13 protein-coding genes are annotated in these 14,346 nt (G+C 67.3%); 6 read left to right on the top strand and 7 right to left on the bottom strand.

The window, feature by feature from the left end:
- The first annotated feature begins 120 nt into the window (after positions 1-120).
- A complete protein-coding gene (locus ACIA8C_RS33980; protein ID WP_397141865.1) occupies positions 121-1,524 on the top strand; it encodes an amidase in 1,404 nt (467 codons plus the stop codon).
- On the opposite strand, the gene ACIA8C_RS33975 is transcribed toward ACIA8C_RS33980, so the two are convergent.
- Positions 1,514-3,565 carry a phosphocholine-specific phospholipase C gene (locus tag ACIA8C_RS33975; RefSeq protein WP_397141863.1) on the bottom strand — a complete coding sequence of 684 codons (2,052 nt, stop codon included), beginning with the start codon at positions 3,563-3,565 and terminating at the stop codon, positions 1,514-1,516. The two genes, ACIA8C_RS33980 and ACIA8C_RS33975, sit on opposite strands and share 11 nt — an antisense overlap.
- Before the next feature lie 159 nt (positions 3,566-3,724).
- Positions 3,725-4,555 (bottom strand): LLM class F420-dependent oxidoreductase, encoded by an 831-nt coding sequence (locus ACIA8C_RS33970; RefSeq protein ID WP_397141861.1) that lies wholly within the window; start codon positions 4,553-4,555, stop codon positions 3,725-3,727.
- A 299-nt stretch (positions 4,556-4,854) separates the two neighbouring features.
- On the opposite strand from ACIA8C_RS33970, the gene ACIA8C_RS33965 reads away from it, so the two are divergent.
- Entirely contained in the window at positions 4,855-5,562 is a 708-nt protein-coding gene (locus tag ACIA8C_RS33965) for a LuxR C-terminal-related transcriptional regulator (protein WP_397141859.1), read from the top strand.
- 147 nt (positions 5,563-5,709) lie between these two features.
- Positions 5,710-6,042, top strand: a complete 333-nt coding sequence (locus tag ACIA8C_RS33960) for a hypothetical protein (protein ID WP_397141857.1) — start codon at positions 5,710-5,712, stop codon at positions 6,040-6,042.
- A 69-nt stretch (positions 6,043-6,111) separates the two neighbouring features.
- On the opposite strand, the gene ACIA8C_RS33955 is transcribed toward ACIA8C_RS33960, so the two are convergent.
- Complete coding sequence (locus tag ACIA8C_RS33955) at positions 6,112-6,447, bottom strand: Lsr2 family protein (protein ID WP_397141855.1); 336 nt, start codon at positions 6,445-6,447, stop codon at positions 6,112-6,114.
- Between the two features lie 135 nt (positions 6,448-6,582).
- Between ACIA8C_RS33955 and ACIA8C_RS33950 the strand changes: the two genes are divergently transcribed.
- Positions 6,583-7,644, top strand: coding sequence for a threonine aldolase family protein (locus ACIA8C_RS33950; protein ID WP_397142149.1), 1,062 nt, complete (start codon positions 6,583-6,585; stop codon positions 7,642-7,644).
- A 4-nt stretch (positions 7,645-7,648) separates the two neighbouring features.
- Here ACIA8C_RS33950 and ACIA8C_RS33945 read toward each other — a convergent pair whose 3' ends face one another.
- Positions 7,649-8,113, bottom strand: coding sequence for a DoxX family protein (locus ACIA8C_RS33945; protein WP_397141853.1), 465 nt, complete (start codon positions 8,111-8,113; stop codon positions 7,649-7,651).
- Positions 8,114-8,322: 209 nt separating this feature from the next.
- On the opposite strand from ACIA8C_RS33945, the gene ACIA8C_RS33940 reads away from it, so the two are divergent.
- Entirely contained in the window at positions 8,323-8,934 is a 612-nt protein-coding gene (locus tag ACIA8C_RS33940) for a GNAT family N-acetyltransferase (RefSeq protein WP_397141851.1), read from the top strand.
- A gap of 50 nt (positions 8,935-8,984) precedes the next feature.
- Complete coding sequence (locus tag ACIA8C_RS33935) at positions 8,985-10,229, top strand: FAD-dependent monooxygenase (RefSeq protein WP_397141849.1); 1,245 nt, start codon at positions 8,985-8,987, stop codon at positions 10,227-10,229.
- Positions 10,230-10,239: 10 nt separating this feature from the next.
- Here ACIA8C_RS33935 and ACIA8C_RS33930 read toward each other — a convergent pair whose 3' ends face one another.
- From ACIA8C_RS33930 to ACIA8C_RS33920, 3 genes are all read right to left on the bottom strand, one after another.
- Positions 10,240-11,778: a flavin monoamine oxidase family protein gene (locus tag ACIA8C_RS33930; RefSeq protein WP_397141847.1), complete on the bottom strand. Its 1,539-nt coding sequence runs from the start codon at positions 11,776-11,778 to the stop codon at positions 10,240-10,242.
- Positions 11,779-12,170: 392 nt separating this feature from the next.
- On the bottom strand, positions 12,171-13,397 hold the full coding sequence (locus ACIA8C_RS33925; RefSeq protein ID WP_397141845.1) for a hypothetical protein: 1,227 nt from the start codon (positions 13,395-13,397) through the stop codon (positions 12,171-12,173).
- Between the two features lie 256 nt (positions 13,398-13,653).
- Positions 13,654-14,337, bottom strand: coding sequence for a hypothetical protein (locus tag ACIA8C_RS33920; protein ID WP_397141843.1), 684 nt, complete (start codon positions 14,335-14,337; stop codon positions 13,654-13,656).
- Positions 14,338-14,346 lie beyond the last annotated feature (9 nt).

Genomic DNA, 14,346 nt, shown 5'->3' with positions numbered 1-14,346 from the left:
GAAGAATCCCGTTGTCCCGGTGGCTGTCTCGCTGAGTACGCCAACACACCGTTCGCGAGTGCGCACAGTGCCGTGTCTCGGCGTCCGCGCGCGGGACGGTAGCGCGCGAGAGGAGTCCGCATGACCGACCCCGCCGACCTACCCGCCACCGCACTGCTGGCGGGCTACCGCGATGGGACCCTTTCGCCGGTCGAGGTCATCGATGCGGTGCTGACCCGGATCGAGCAGTGGGAACCGCACCTCAACGCCCTCTACACCAGCTATGCCGAGCAAGCACGCGCCGAGGCGGCGGCGAGCGCCGATCGCTGGCGGCGCGGGGAGCCGGCCGGCGCACTCGACGGCATCCCGCTCACCGTGAAGGAGAACATCGCGACCGCGGGCTGCCCGACACCGCTCGGCACCGCCGCCACGGAGCTCACGCCCGCGGCGGCGAACAGTCCCACCGCCGACCGGATCCGCGAGGCCGCGGGCATCCTGGTCGGCAAGACCACGATGCCCGACTACGGGATGTCGTCGAGCGGCCTGTCGAGTTTCCATGGCATCACCCGCAATCCATGGAATCTCGCGCGTAATCCGGGCGGCTCGAGCTCCGGCGCGGGTGCGGCGGCCGCGGCAGGATATGGGCCGATCCACTACGGCTCCGATATCGGCGGGTCGATCCGGCTGCCCGCGGCCTGGTGCGGCGTGGTCGGTTTCAAGCCGAGTTTCGGGCGTATTCCGGTCGTTCCGCCGTACCTCGGTCGCACCATCGGACCGCTCACCAGGACGGTGGCCGACGCTGCGCTCGCGACATCGGTTGCGGCGGTACCGGATTGGCGCGATCACACCGCCGCACCGGAACTCCGCACCGAGTGGACCGCCGCGGCCAGGCCGCTCGCGCTCGCGGGCGTCCGGATCGGCCTGATGACCGAGGCGGGTGCCGGGTGGCCGGTGGAGCCCGTCGTCAGCGGCGCGGTGCACAGCGTCGCCGAACTGCTGGAATCCCTTGGCGCACAGGTCGACAAGGTCGAGCCGATCATGACCGACGAAATGCTGTCCGGGCTGAACGATTTCTGGCGGGTCCGGTTCTGGTCGGAGGTCCGGGCATTGCCCGCATCGCGCAGCGCGAAAATCCTGCCGTACATCCACGACTGGATCGCCGGGGCCGAAACACTGACCGGCGCCGAGGTTTTCGACGGCTACTCACAGTTCGACGCCATGTCCGTCGCCACCGACCGCAGGCTCGACACGGTCGACTTCCTCATTTCACCGACCTCCCCGATCACCGCCTGGCCGGTGGAACAGACCGCGCCGGACGGTGACCCGACCCTGCCGTTCCGGCACATCGGGTTCACCGTCCCATTCAACGCGGGCGGACATCCGGCCATCTCGATGAACTGCGGCCAGGCCGCCGACGGCACCGCGATCGGCGTCCAATTCATCGGCCGTCGCTTCGACGACGTCCGGCTGCTCCAGCTGGCCGCAGCCTTCGAGCAGGCCCGGCCGGAGCTGGCGCCCTGGCCGGAGCCGCCGGTCAGGCGGTGACGCTCGGCTGGCCGTTCTCGATGTGGCCGCGGAAGTGGCGCTGGTAGACCGGGTCGATGTCGACGGTCAGTGACAGGTCGTACCAGCCTTTGCCGTAGCTGAGGGCGTTCCACGTGTCGGTGGTGGTTTTGCCGGGCGCGATCTTGTAGGTCCACGGTCCGTCGGTGCGGTAACTGTTGGCTTTTACCGTGACGACGGCGGGTGCTGTGCCCTTGTTCGTCATCGACAACTGCAGTTTGTTGTCGGTGGAGTAGGCGGCGGTCACTTCGAGCGGTGAGGTGGAGGTTCCGGTCATCCGCCAGAGGAACCGATTGGCGCCGTGAATGGCGATGCCGTATTTCTTGTCGGGATAGCTCTGCACGTTCCAGGTATCGGTGACCGTTGCCCCCGACTTCACGTCGTAGCGCCACGGTCCGTCGGTACGTCCATCGTTGCGATAGGCGGCCAATTGCAGGTCGGCGGCGCCGGTGTTGCGGAATGTGGTGGTCAGCGCGCCACCGGCGGCCAGGGTCGCGTTCGCCACGGGGGCATAGGGCACCGGACGGGCGGGTCTGGTGCCCGATTCCTGTTCCGGCGGCCGCTGACTACCCGCGGCGGGCGGAGCGGGTTTCGGCAGCGTGCGCTGAGTCGCATCGGCTTCTGCCCGAAGGGCATTGGCGTCCGGCAGCACCGGCACCGAGGTGGTCGTCTTGCCGAAATCGAAGCAGCCGGTCAGGTCGCCGCAGATGGAGCGGCGCCAGGCGGAGATGTTGGGTTCGGCGACGCCGGTCCACTTCTCCAGGAAGCGGATCACCGAAGTGTGATCGTGCACTTGCGAGTTCACCCAGCCGCCGCGACTCCACGGCGAGATCACCAGCATCGGCACGCGGGGGCCGAGACCGATGGGCTGACCGTTCACGTATTCGCCCGGCGTGCCCGGGGGCGCCATCGGCGGCGGCACATGGTCGAAGAAGCCGTCGTTCTCGTCGAAGTTGATCAGCAGGGCGGTCGAGTTCCACAGGTTCTGATTGCCCCACAACGCCTTCAGCACGGCCTGGGTGTAGGCGGCACCGTCGACCGGGCGGGCGGCCGGGTGTTCGGAGTACCCGTAGGGAGCCACCACCCAGGAGACCTGGGGGAGTCGGTTACCGGAGCAGTCGGCGATGAAGTCGGCGAGTACGTGGTCGACCTGCTTGCCATGCCCGGAGTCGGGCTTCCAATTGTTGGCACCGAATACCTTTGCCCGCGAGGCGAGTTCAGTGTTCTTCGGATCGTGATAGGCGTCGAACAGCCACAGCGGATTGTCGCCGTAGTCGCCGACGAACGGGTGGCCGCCGTCGTCACCCACCTCGTCGTTGGCGTAGACCTTCCAGCTGATCCCCTTGTCCTGCAATCGTTCCGGATAGGTGGTCCAGCGGTAAACCGGCTTGTAGTCGGCCGGGTTGCTGATCGCCGGGCCGCCGAATTGTCCTGCGGCATCGATGGTTCCGGTCCAGTGGTAGAGCCGGTTGGGTGTAGTCGGCCCGAGCACCGAACAGTAGTAGTGGTCGCAGACGGTGAACGCGTCGGCGAGCGCGCGATGGAACGGGATGTCGGCCTCGGTGAAATAGCCCATGGCCATCTCGCCTTTCGCCGCGGTCCAGCCGTCGCTCCACCCGCCGCGCACCGCGCGATGCTGATCGTCCCAGCCGTGCGGCAGATCGCCGAGATCCTGGCCGTCGACCACCTTGGTGTCGACGTGGAAGGGCAAAAGGTAGCCGCCGTCGGACCGTCCCGGATCCGGCTGGTAGTAGACATTGCGGCCGTCCGCCTTGATTACCGCGCTCGCGTCGGCGAGCCCGCGTACTCCGCGCATCGTGCCGAAGTAGTGGTCGAACGAGCGGTTCTCCTGCATCAGGATCACCACATGTTCGACATCACTCAACGTCCCTTTGCGGCTGGGCGCCGCGAGGGATTCGGCCATCCCGGCGGGCAGCATTTGCAGCCCACCACCCAACGCCGCCGCGCCGAGCGCCCCACCGATGAATCGCCGCCTTGGAAAACCCGAACCTATGTGGGGCACAGCATTCCTCTCGATACGACATGTAGCTGACGTGCAGAGTAAAGAATGTTCGCTTGCTATAACCACTGCGATGGTGTGGGTCGGAGGCAACTGGGCTATGAACATGCCGTAACTGGGAACGGAACTGGCGGGAGCCAAGCGGTACAGGCAAAATCCTGGTTAATCGGGAGTGGACAGATAGCTATCGGCGATTTTCGCGAACTCGTCGAGTTTGGCGAGGGTCTCCGATTCGGGGAGCGTCGGCAGCGAGAAGGTGAGGCGCTCCACCCCCGCCGCGGCGTAGGCATCGAGGATGGCCGGGTCGGGCCCGGCGCCGACCACCGACACCGGCAGATCATGCCCGTCGAGCAGGGCCAGCTGGGCCGGTATCGCGGCGGGGTCGGCCACGGCGAGGGGAATCCAACCGACGCCGTGCCGGATCGCGCGCTGTGCCGCGGCCGCGCCACCACCGACGAAGATCGGCGGATGTGGCCGCTGCACGGGCTTGGGCCACGCGTAGACCGGGTCGAAATCGACGAAACGGCCATGGTATTCGGCAAGATCCTTGGTCCAGATCTCGCGGATGGCGGCGATCTGCTCGTCGAGCAGCGCGCCGCGGGTGCGCGGGTCGGTGCCGTGATTGGCCATCTCTTCGCGATTCCAGCCCGCGCCGACACCGAACAGCAAGCGGCCGTTCGAGATTCGGTCGAGCGTCGCGGCCTGCTTGGCGGTGTGGAAGACGTCACGCTGGATCAGCAGGGTGACACCGGTGCCGATGATCAACGTCTGGGTGACGGCCGCGACGGCGGCGAGGGTGACGTACGGATCCTCCGCGCGGTAGTAGATGCGCGGCAGGTCGCCGCCGCCTGGGTAGGGGGTATCCCGGCTCGCGGGGATGTGCGAATGCTCGGCCAGCAGCAGCGACTCGAACCCCCGCTCCTCGAGTGCCGTGCCGAGCTTCGGGCCGCTGATGCCTTCGTCGGTGACGAAGGTGTTGATACCGATCTGCATGTGCTGAACCAACCGACGACCTGCCGCCGGATATTCCGCGTAGATGTGCGTGATGTGGCAGGTGGAATCCTCGGCCGCGGATCGGGAGCACAGCTCAGCGCAGCCGCACGATCGACTCCTGGTTCGCCCATGATCGCGGCGCAGGAACCTTTCCCGGACGGCTGGGCAGTCGAGCGTCTCGGCGCAGGTTCGGTCAGCGGTCCGCAATCTTCCGGTACGGAGCTGGTCAGCGCATTCTCATCGGGGAAGCCGTCGCGAAACCGGCGGGGAGCGAAACCAAGACTGTGCGAGGGGGTTCGATGACCGCGGTCGATCAGCGAAGCTTTCGGCCGGATCTTTCGGTCATCGACGGTATCGGCGCATCGCTGACCGGAACGCGTCCGTTGACCGTGGTGCTCGCCGACGACCACGCGGTGGTCCGGGCCGGGCTGCGGGCGCTGCTCGGCTCCGTCGACTGGATCACCGTCGTCGCCGAGACGAGCGCCGGCGGCGCGTTGCGCGAGGCGGTGCTGAATCGGCCGGATGTGCTGATCCTCGGTCAGTGGCGACAACCCGAAAGCGGTGCCGTCATCAGCGAATTGACCCGCTCCGCGCCGGGCGTCGCGGTGCTGGTGTTCAGCGTCGCCGAGGACGACGAGTCGGTGTTCGCCGCGATCCGGGCCGGCGCGGGCGGCTACCTGCGCAACGCCGCGGACCGCGACGACATCCTGCGCGCGATCTGCGCGGTCTCCGCCGGGTGGGTGGTGCTCAGCCCGCACATCGGCAGCAGGCTCGCCACCATGCTGGCAGGCCCCGCCCAGCACGCCCGCCCGTTTCCGGAATTGACTACCCGGGAATTCGACGTGCTCACCCTGGTTGCCGCGGGGCTGCCGAATGCCGCGATCGCGACCGAATTACGGCTGGCGCCGAAGACCATCAGCAACTACCTCTCCCGCATCTTCAGCAAACTCGGTGTCGCCGATCGCGCCAATGCGATCGTCCGTGCCAAGGACGCGGGCCTGGGATGAGTACTCGACTGCCGCGACCGCCTGTCGGTTGTTCGACCGACATCCGGGTCTGCGGTATGTATTTCGGTGTAGAGTTCAACTACTTTCGTCGGGTCCCGAAGCGCGGCTCGCTGCGTATTGGGGCCGTCTCTGGAGTTGTGCATGCCGATGAGTAGCGATAAGACCGATGTGCGCCCGGCGCGCAAACGTTCGGAATACGGGCCGATTACGGCCGCCCCCAGCCTTGGCGGGGAGTCGGGCAAGCTCGCACCGGATCTGGTATGGCAGTGGGTGAAGTCGATGACGGCCAGTCGGATCACCGCTCAGCGACTGGGCGGGGAATTCCCCACGGTGTCGCCCAATGTAATCCAGGCCGCCGTCGCGCAGGCCCGCGCCGAACTGCACCCGCTCTTGGCCGACTCGCTCACCGAAATGACCGAATTGCTTGCGCGCGAACGAATCCGGCGAATTACCCGATCGGTGAACGGTCGACTGCGCTAGAAAACCGCGGGCTCGGCAGGGCAGATCCAGCTCTGCACGGCCGAGCCCGACTCGGCGTTCGGTGTGGAGTTACATGCTCGCCTTCTTGTAGGCGTCCACCACCTCGGCCGAAATCCGCCCGCGGCTCGATACGTCAATACCCTTCTGGCGTGCCCATTCACGGATGACACCGGTCTGCTCCCGCCCAGCCGACGGCTGCGAGCGAGTGCTCGTGCCGCGCGGCGCGCGACCCACCTTGCGGGCGGTCGCGGTCCACTCCGCGAAAATGCCGCGGAGTTGCTTGGCGTTCAATGCCGACAGATCCATCTCGTAGGCCACGCCATCCAAGGTGAAGTGCACTGTTTCTTCGGCCTGGGACTTGCCGTCATAGTCGTCGACCAGTGTCACAACGACCTTGCGTGCCATGGAGTTTCCCCTTCGTAGATGCTCGAATGTGTAGAAGCGACAATCGTAGACCTTCCGAACAAACGCGCGGACTTCGCGGTGCGCGAGTCCGAACAATCGAACTGGATAGGAAGCTGATCTGTGACCGACACTCCGATGACCGACGCAGTCCGCAGGCATGATCCAGCCGTGCGCGGATTCGCCAGCGACAACAACGCCGGGATGCACCCCGAGGTGCTTGCCGCACTGGCGCTGGCCAATGGCGGCCACCAGATCGCCTACGGCGGGGACGATTACACCGCCCACCTCCAGCACGTCTTCGCAGGGCATTTCGGCGAGCGGGCGACGGCCTATCCGGTCTTCAACGGCACCGGCGCGAATGTCGTCGCGTTGCAGGCACTGCTGCCGCGATGGGGTGCGGTGAACGCGGCCGAATCCGCGCATATCACCGTGGACGAGTGCGGTGCGCCGGAGAAGCTCGCCGGAATAAAGATCCACACCGTACCGACCCCGGACGGCAAGTTGACCCCTCAGCTGATCGACCGCCAGGCCTACGGGTGGGGCGACGAGCACCGGGCCCAGCCGCTGGCCGTGTCGATCACGCAGAGCACCGAACTCGGCACCGTGTACACCGCCGACGAGATCCGCGCGATCTGCGATCATGCCCACGAGCGCGGCATGCTGGTGCACGTCGACGGTTCCCGGCTGGCGAACGCGGCGGCATCGCTTGGCGTGCCGTTGCGTGAGTTCACTACGGACGCCGGGGTGGACGTGCTGTCGTTCGGTGGCACCAAAAATGGTCTGCTGCTCGGCGAGTGCGTCGTCGTGCTCAACCCGGATGCGGTCCGTGACCTGCGCTACCTGCGCAAGATGTCGATGCAGCTCGCCTCGAAGATGCGTTTCGTCTCGGTGCAGTTCGAGGCGCTGCTCGGTGGTGATCTCTGGTTGCGTAGTGCCGCACACGCCAATGCCATGGCGCGGCGGCTCGAGGCCGTCGTACGCGGCATCGACGGTGTGCGGCTGGTGCGTCCGGTCCAGGCCAACGCGGTGTTCGCGATCCTGCCCCGCCCGGTGACCGAGCGGCTGCAGAAGCGGTTTCGCTTCTACCTCTGGGACGAGCACACCGGCGAGGTCCGTTGGATGTGTGCGTTCGACACCACCGAGGACGACATCGACGAATTCGCCGAGGCGATCGCGGACGAAATGAGCCGCGCCTGACCGATCAGCGGCGAGTGGGCGCTACGTCTGCCGGGGCGGAGCGCCGCTGTGCGCGGCCGGGGACCAAGGCGTCCAGTGCGAACGCGCCGTGGCCGAGAACGGCGACGAGGAAGAACGACCAGCAGAACAGGACGGCGGGCTCGCCGCCGTTCTGGATCGGCAAAATACCGGACTTCAAATGCACGAACAGGAACGCGTACGCCATCGAACCCGAGCAGAGCAGCGCGGCGATCCTGGTGCCGATGCCGAGCGTCACGAACCCGCCCGCGACCAGTTGGATCACCGAGGCCCACCAGCTCGGCCAGCTGCCGAACGTCGCGACATGGCCACCGTGCGGTGCCACCGGCCAGGCGAACAGTCCGGAAAGACCGTGGATGGTGAAGGAGAGGCCGACGAGAATACGGAACAGACCGAGCACCACCGCACCGCGGCCGCCGGGTGCTGGCCCGGCATTTCCTTCGGAAGACAACAGATGCATGACAACCTCGAATCCGGGAAGTTCGGATGATCGCCAACCGCCACCCGTATCCATCACTACGATCCGCAGCGGTGAATTGTTCAGCAACTGGCGACGAGGGCAATACGTACTCCGCGGTCTCCCCACTTGAATCGCCGCCGTCCGGGACCCCGATTTTGCGGGCGAACTGGCGGTACCGGCGGCCGCTATAGTCGGAAATCGTGCTGCATCCGGATCTGCCGATCACTACCGAGCGACTCCTGCTCCGCCCCGCGACTCCGGCGGATATCGACGCCATGTTCGCCTACAAATCGCAACCGGACGTGTGCCGCTATCTGCCGTACGAACCCATGTCCCGCGCACAGGTCGCCGAGCGCATCGCGGGGGTGTGGTCGAGGACCGAACTGACCGAGGTGGGTCAGGGGCTCAATCTGTGTGTCGAGGAGAAGGCGACCGGGCGGTTGCTCGGCGACGTCGTGCTGTTCTGGCGTGATGCCGAAAACCGCACCGGCGAAATCGGATACGTGTTCTCGCCCGATGTCGCGGGCCACGGTTACGCGACCGAGGCGGCGCGCGCGTTGCTGCGGCTCGGCTTCGACGGACTGTCGCTGCACCGCATCACCGCACACCTGGATCCACGCAACCACGCGTCGGCGCGCGTGCTGGAGCGCCTCGGCATGCGCCGCGAAGCGGTCCACCTGCAAGACCTGTGGTTCAAGGGCGAGTGGGGCGACACCCTGATCTACGCGATGCTGGAACAGGAATGGCGCGGCGAGAGTGCGCGGCAGCCCGCGCCCGGCCCGCGCGATCTCGGTGCCGTCGACATCAGCTGATTCCGTGAAACACTGTTTTGACCGAGGGGCGTCGCATGGGGAGGGGCATTATGTCCGGATCGATTCGGGTGCTGGTCTGCGGCGGCGGTATCGCGGGTAACGCGGTCGCGCTGCAATTGCTGCGCGCGGGCATCGACACCACCGTGGTGGAACGGGCGCCCGCGGCGCGTCCCGGCGGCCAAGCCGTCGACCTGCGCGGGCCGAGCCGCAAGGTGGCCGAGCGGATGGGTCTGCTGCCGGGGATCCGGCGACGTCAGCTCGACGAGCGCGGCATGGTGTTCATCGACGACCGCGGTCGCCAGCTGGCCAGGATGCCCGCCGAGATGTTCGGGGGAGCGGGGTTGGTCGCCGAGATCGAGATCACCCGCGGCGACCTCAACGAGGTGTTGCTCGACGAAATCGCCGCGCTCCCTGCGGAATCCGGTGCACTCGACTACCGCTACGGTGACTGGGCCGAGGCCTTCGACCAAGACGCCGACGCGGTGCGGGTACGTTTCGCCGCCGGCGCCGAGGCGGAGTTCGATCTCGTGATCGGTGCGGACGGACTGCATTCGGCCACGCGTGCACAAGTATTCGGCCCGCACGAGCAGTTCACCGAATACCTCGGCGCCTACATCGGCTTCTTCACCATCCCGACGCCACCGCGGACCATGCTGGAAACCGGTTGGGTGGGGGTGTATCCCGTGCCGGGCAGCACTGTCGCGGTGCGGCCCGACGCGGACCCGGCGACCTCGATGGCGATCATCTCCACCCGCATCCCCGCCGACGACGCGCTGCGCGGGGACACCGCGGCGCAGCAGCGGCTGATCCGCGATCGGCTGGCCGGACACGGCTGGGTGGTTCCGGCGATTCTGGACACCATGGCCGAGGCGCCGGACTTCTACTTCGACGAGGTGTCCCGGGTCCGGATGCCGAGCTGGTCGCGGGGGCGAGTGGTACTGCTCGGCGACGCCGCCTACTGCGGATCGCCGATGACCGGCATGGGCACCGCGCTCGCCCTCATCGGCGCGTACCTGCTCGCCGGTGAAATTGCCGAGACGCCAACCGATTCGGCGCGTGCGTTCGATCGCTACGAGGAACTGCTGCGGCCGCTGGTGACCGAAGTGCAGAAGGGTACCGAGGTTTCGGTGCGAATGCGTCATCCCGATACCCGCCGCGGCGTCGCCTTCGCGCTCATCCTCATGCGGGTGCTGGTGTCGCGACCGTTGTCCCCGTTGCGGGCCTTGCTCACTCGACTGATCGGCGCGCAAGCCGAGTATCCGTTGCCGGAGTATTCGAGCGCCGCCGTCCGCTGATCCGCGGGCGTCAGCGCCGATGGACCTCGACCGCGGCGCGGACTCCGCTTTCCAAGGCACCCTCGATCCAGGCGGTGTTGAGGCTGGTGTGATCGCCGGCGAAATGTACTCGGCCTTCGACGGATCGGGTCGCGATGTGGTGGTCGTGTAGCTGGCCGGGGGTCGGCATGGCGGCTTCGCCGAGGGCGTAGCGGGCGCGCACCCAGCTCTGCGTGATGCCGACGCCGGCGAATTCGGAATCGACTCGCTCGCCGAACAATTCGCGCATGCCGGCCAGGGCGAAGTGGACGCGTTCGCCGTCGGTGAGGGAGTCCCAGCGCATCGCGTCGTCGGCGAACGTGTAGGCGGCCAGCACTACGCCGCCACCGGAATCCTCGACGTGCGAGGGGAAATAGAGGCAACGGTTGGGGGCATCGGTAACGCAGCGGCCGCCGCGGAACCCGGCCGGGCCCACCTCCCAGAAGCGACTCTTGAACTCCAGCAACACTTTTGTCGCGGCGTCGTGGTGCAGTTCGATGATTGCGCGTCGCTTGTCGTAGGACAGTGGCGGGTCGAAGGTGCAGAACCGGGCGGCGGTGAGCGGGATGGCAACGACCGCGTAGTCGGCGTCGAACGATTCGGCCGGTCCGGTCGGCTGACCGTCGGAACCTTCGTCGCCGGTCTCCCCGGTGGTCCAGATCCGCACGCCGTGCTCGGTCTGTTCCAGCTGGGTCATTCGCTTGCCCAGCAGGATGGCCGGGCCCAATCGCGCGGCCATGGCATCGGTGAGCGAGGCCATGCCGCCGGCCAGTTCCCAATAGGTGGCGTCGGCCGGGATCAGGGTGTGGTCGATGAGCGGGAAGATGACGCTGTGCCGCAGCCGGGCGGTGACGTTCTCCAGGGTGCCGACGGCCTCGATACGCTCCTTGGGCCATCCCTGGTCCATGAGATAGCCGCGCAGCGAATCGTTTTCGTAGGTGGCCAGCAACTCGGCCCAGCCCTCGACCTGGCGCTCGATCGACTTGCTCTGCAGCACTTCGGCTTTGTGCAGCGCGGTGTCGAGGAGCGCGTTACTCGGCGTCGCGAGGTCGCAGCCGAAGCCCGCATGGACCAGGCCCGGGTTCGCGGCGTATTCGCCACGGGTGACTGTGATTCCGTTGACCCTGATCAGGCCGCGCCCGGCGGCGGGCGGCGGAACGTACTGTTGCTTCGGCCCATTGGACCACTCCTCGCCGGTGCGCGCGCGGTAGTACACCGGGGGCGTCGGCGGTGTGCGAGTGTTCGCGAGCACGTCGGAGCTGTAGAACGGCCTGCGCCGCACACCGAGCTTGTCCGCAAGTGCCAGCGCCATCGGGTGCACGCTGGACAACCGCATCGCCCCGGCCTCGGCATAGAGGGCGGGATCGGTGAAGACGCCGCGAAACGTCTTGACCCGCCCGCCCGTTCGATTCCCGTTGGCCTCCAAGACGGTGACCTGATGTCCGGCGTCGGCGAGCAGGTTCGCGGCGCTCAACCCGGCCGGACCGGCCCCGACGACGATGACTTTCTTGCGCTCGTTCGTGGCGGGCAAACCGGTATCGATCAGGACCTTCAGGTAGTTCAGCGTGACGTCGGCGCCGTTCTCGTCGACCCCGAGCAGCTCCCGGGCAAGCGCCTCGCTGCGGTCGCCGGAACGATCGCCGGTGGTGCCTGGCGCACACCCGGTCGCCGCGATCGCGCCGGAGGCGACGGCTCCCGCGGCCAGGGTGCCGAGCAGGCGGCGCCGAGAAACCCTGCTGTCTGAAATCTCCCGAACCTCCCGAAACGAGGGGCAAGGGGCCCCATTTCGCCACGACGGCCGCAGACGGTACCCGAATTCTCGAAGCGCACTGGAGAACTCGGTGCACCGGCCGGTGGTGCGGGCGATTCGTGCTCGGGTTCGGTTGGTCTGCTAGGGGCGAACGCTGGTGGCCGCGGCGAGATTCAGGTTCTGGTCGAGTCCGCGGCGGTCAGCAGCAGGCCGGTGAGCTGGGTGATGATCGCATCGCGGTTGCCCTCGAACTCCGGACCGGTCAATCCGGCCTCGGGCAGACCCTCGAGTACCGGGGTGTGAATGTGCCCACCGGGCAGGCCGGTGCCCGCGACATCGCGCAATAGCGTTGCCCGATAGGCGCTTTCGTTGGAGAGGTAGCTGCCACCACCACCCGCCCACGCGGTCGAGTCCGGCGGCGGGCCGTCGGGCATGGGGACACCGGGTATGGCGGGAACGCGGCAATCGGTGATAACCGGCAGCGCGGGGAAGAAGGGCAGCAGCGCGGTGTCCACCGAGGTGCGCACCTTGACCGGGAACTGTCCGGGAACGGCGGCCATTTCGGGTAGTGGCAGGGTCGATCGGGTCCACTGTGGCGCCGCACCCGCGGCGGCGGTATTGGGCACGCTACCCAGGTAGCAGACGGATTCGTTGTCGGCCTTGCCGCCACGCCAGGCCCCGTTGGTCTGCTCCAGGTCGAATTCCCCTGGGCTGCCGACGCTGAGCGTGGCGAACATGTCCACCTGGTCGGCGCCGCCGGTCAGGAACGGCCGCAAGGTCTGTTCGACCACTCCATTGCCGAAGTCGCGCCAGCGGACCGGAAACATCGCGGTGGCGAATTCGACAGGGCCCTGGGCGGTTTGGATGGTCTTGCCGTTCAACGCCAAGGCTGTTGCGCCGGACGGGTTTCCGTTCCTGATCTCGGAGTCCAGCTTGTAGGGGTCGAAGCCGGTGATCAGGACATGCCGGGTGGTCGAGCGGGGTGTCGAGTAGGCAATGGCATCCTGGCCACGACCCGTTCGGTCGATCGCCCCGACGATGTCGGCGCGTTGCTGTGGTGATAATCCGAACGACGGCTGCCACTGCTGCACCGCGGCCACCTCGGCCAGGCGGGCCCAGTACACCGGCCGGTCGTCGCTCGCCGATAACGAGCCGCTCGCCTGCCTGCCCTGGGCGCGGTCCACCGCGTGCCGCCACAGTTTTTTCGCGTCGGTGGTGGCCAGCGCGACTGCCGAAGAGTAGTCCGCCGTCGCACAAAGTTCCGAGACGAATGACTGCACGAGGTCGGTGAAGCCACCGCCTTCGATCAAATCAGCTGGTTCCGGCCTGCCCAACCGTGCTTCCTCCGGACCGAGCGGAATCGACCGATTAATGCACTCGGCGGTCGGAATCCGTTCCATCCCAACGCTATTACTATCGCCGGGCGCCGCTGTCGCAGGCACCCCAACGACAGTCATCGCGGTCAACGCTATGGCAACAGCCACCGGAGCACTGGCAATCGCCGACCGCGACCTCTTCATCCGATTTCCTTCCGATTGGCAGAGACTACCGAGTGCCAGTCAGGTTAGGGCCGCACGGTCGACGCCACAAGGCGGCGATCCCCAAAGAGTTCATCCCCGCACCGGCTTCCGAAGATAGTCAGCGACGCGTTGCCGGTCAGGCGGGGTCGGTGATGAGGTGGTGGTAGGCGGTGTCGAGGGGAATGTCGACGGCGAACCAGGCCGCGGGGCGGTCGTCGTCGCGGGGGCACCAGGCGGTGGCGATGCAGAGGCGAGCGACTTCCGTGGTGGCCAGGCCGGGTAGCTGCCAGGCGATCCGGCCCGGATCCGTGTAGCGCACACCGTATTCGGTGGCGGCTCGCAGTGGTCGCGCCCAGCTGGTCGGCATCAGCCTGCCGTCCGCGGCCTGCATGGCGAGTAGTTCGGCATCCGGCCCGCCGATGGACACCATGAAGTGCTCGTTCTGCACGCTCACGGCCGCGAGGCATTCGCCCGAGTCCTGCCCGCCGTACGCGTCGGCGGGCAGGTCGGTCAGTTCGGCCGAGACGACCAGCCCCGGCACTTTGCCGCGCGCCCGCACCTGCCAGATGCCTGCCCAGATCGGGACCGGCGCGCCACCGTCCCAGGCCGGTTCGTCGACGCTGCCGATCAGCAGGTCGACCGTCGCGGTGCGATGCCGCCACCGGTGCAGATACGTCCCATTCGGCAAGCGCCACAAGGTATCCGGCTTGGCGGGTAGCGCGTCCGAGCCCAGCGCGACGGAGAACCCGAGCGTGCCGAGCGGCGTATCGATCACGGCTGGACGACGGTCTGCCTGGGCCAGGTGGTCGGTGGGAAGCATCCGCCCATC

Source organism: Nocardia sp. NPDC051321, assembly GCF_044455225.1.
Lineage (GTDB): Bacteria > Actinomycetota > Actinomycetes > Mycobacteriales > Mycobacteriaceae > Nocardia.
This window is presented reverse-complemented; position numbering and strand designations above follow the sequence as displayed.

What these genes read in the sequence shown, in the direction of transcription:
- ACIA8C_RS33965 (WP_397141859.1), top strand. Translation starts at nt 4,855, where the DNA reads ATGACCGCGGTCGATCAGCGAAGCTTTCGGCCGGATCTTTCGGTCATC.
- ACIA8C_RS33960 (WP_397141857.1), top strand. Translation starts at nt 5,710, where the DNA reads ATGAGTAGCGATAAGACCGATGTGCGCCCGGCGCGCAAACGTTCGGAA.
- ACIA8C_RS33935 (WP_397141849.1), top strand. Translation starts at nt 8,985, where the DNA reads ATGTCCGGATCGATTCGGGTGCTGGTCTGCGGCGGCGGTATCGCGGGT.
- ACIA8C_RS33925 (WP_397141845.1), bottom strand. Translation starts at nt 13,397, where the DNA reads ATGGAACGGATTCCGACCGCCGAGTGCATTAATCGGTCGATTCCGCTC.
- ACIA8C_RS33980 (WP_397141865.1), top strand. Translation starts at nt 121, where the DNA reads ATGACCGACCCCGCCGACCTACCCGCCACCGCACTGCTGGCGGGCTAC.
- ACIA8C_RS33920 (WP_397141843.1), bottom strand. Translation starts at nt 14,337, where the DNA reads ATGCTTCCCACCGACCACCTGGCCCAGGCAGACCGTCGTCCAGCCGTG.
- ACIA8C_RS33970 (WP_397141861.1), bottom strand. Translation starts at nt 4,555, where the DNA reads ATGCAGATCGGTATCAACACCTTCGTCACCGACGAAGGCATCAGCGGC.
- ACIA8C_RS33955 (WP_397141855.1), bottom strand. Translation starts at nt 6,447, where the DNA reads ATGGCACGCAAGGTCGTTGTGACACTGGTCGACGACTATGACGGCAAG.
- ACIA8C_RS33950 (WP_397142149.1), top strand. Translation starts at nt 6,583, where the DNA reads ATGACCGACGCAGTCCGCAGGCATGATCCAGCCGTGCGCGGATTCGCC.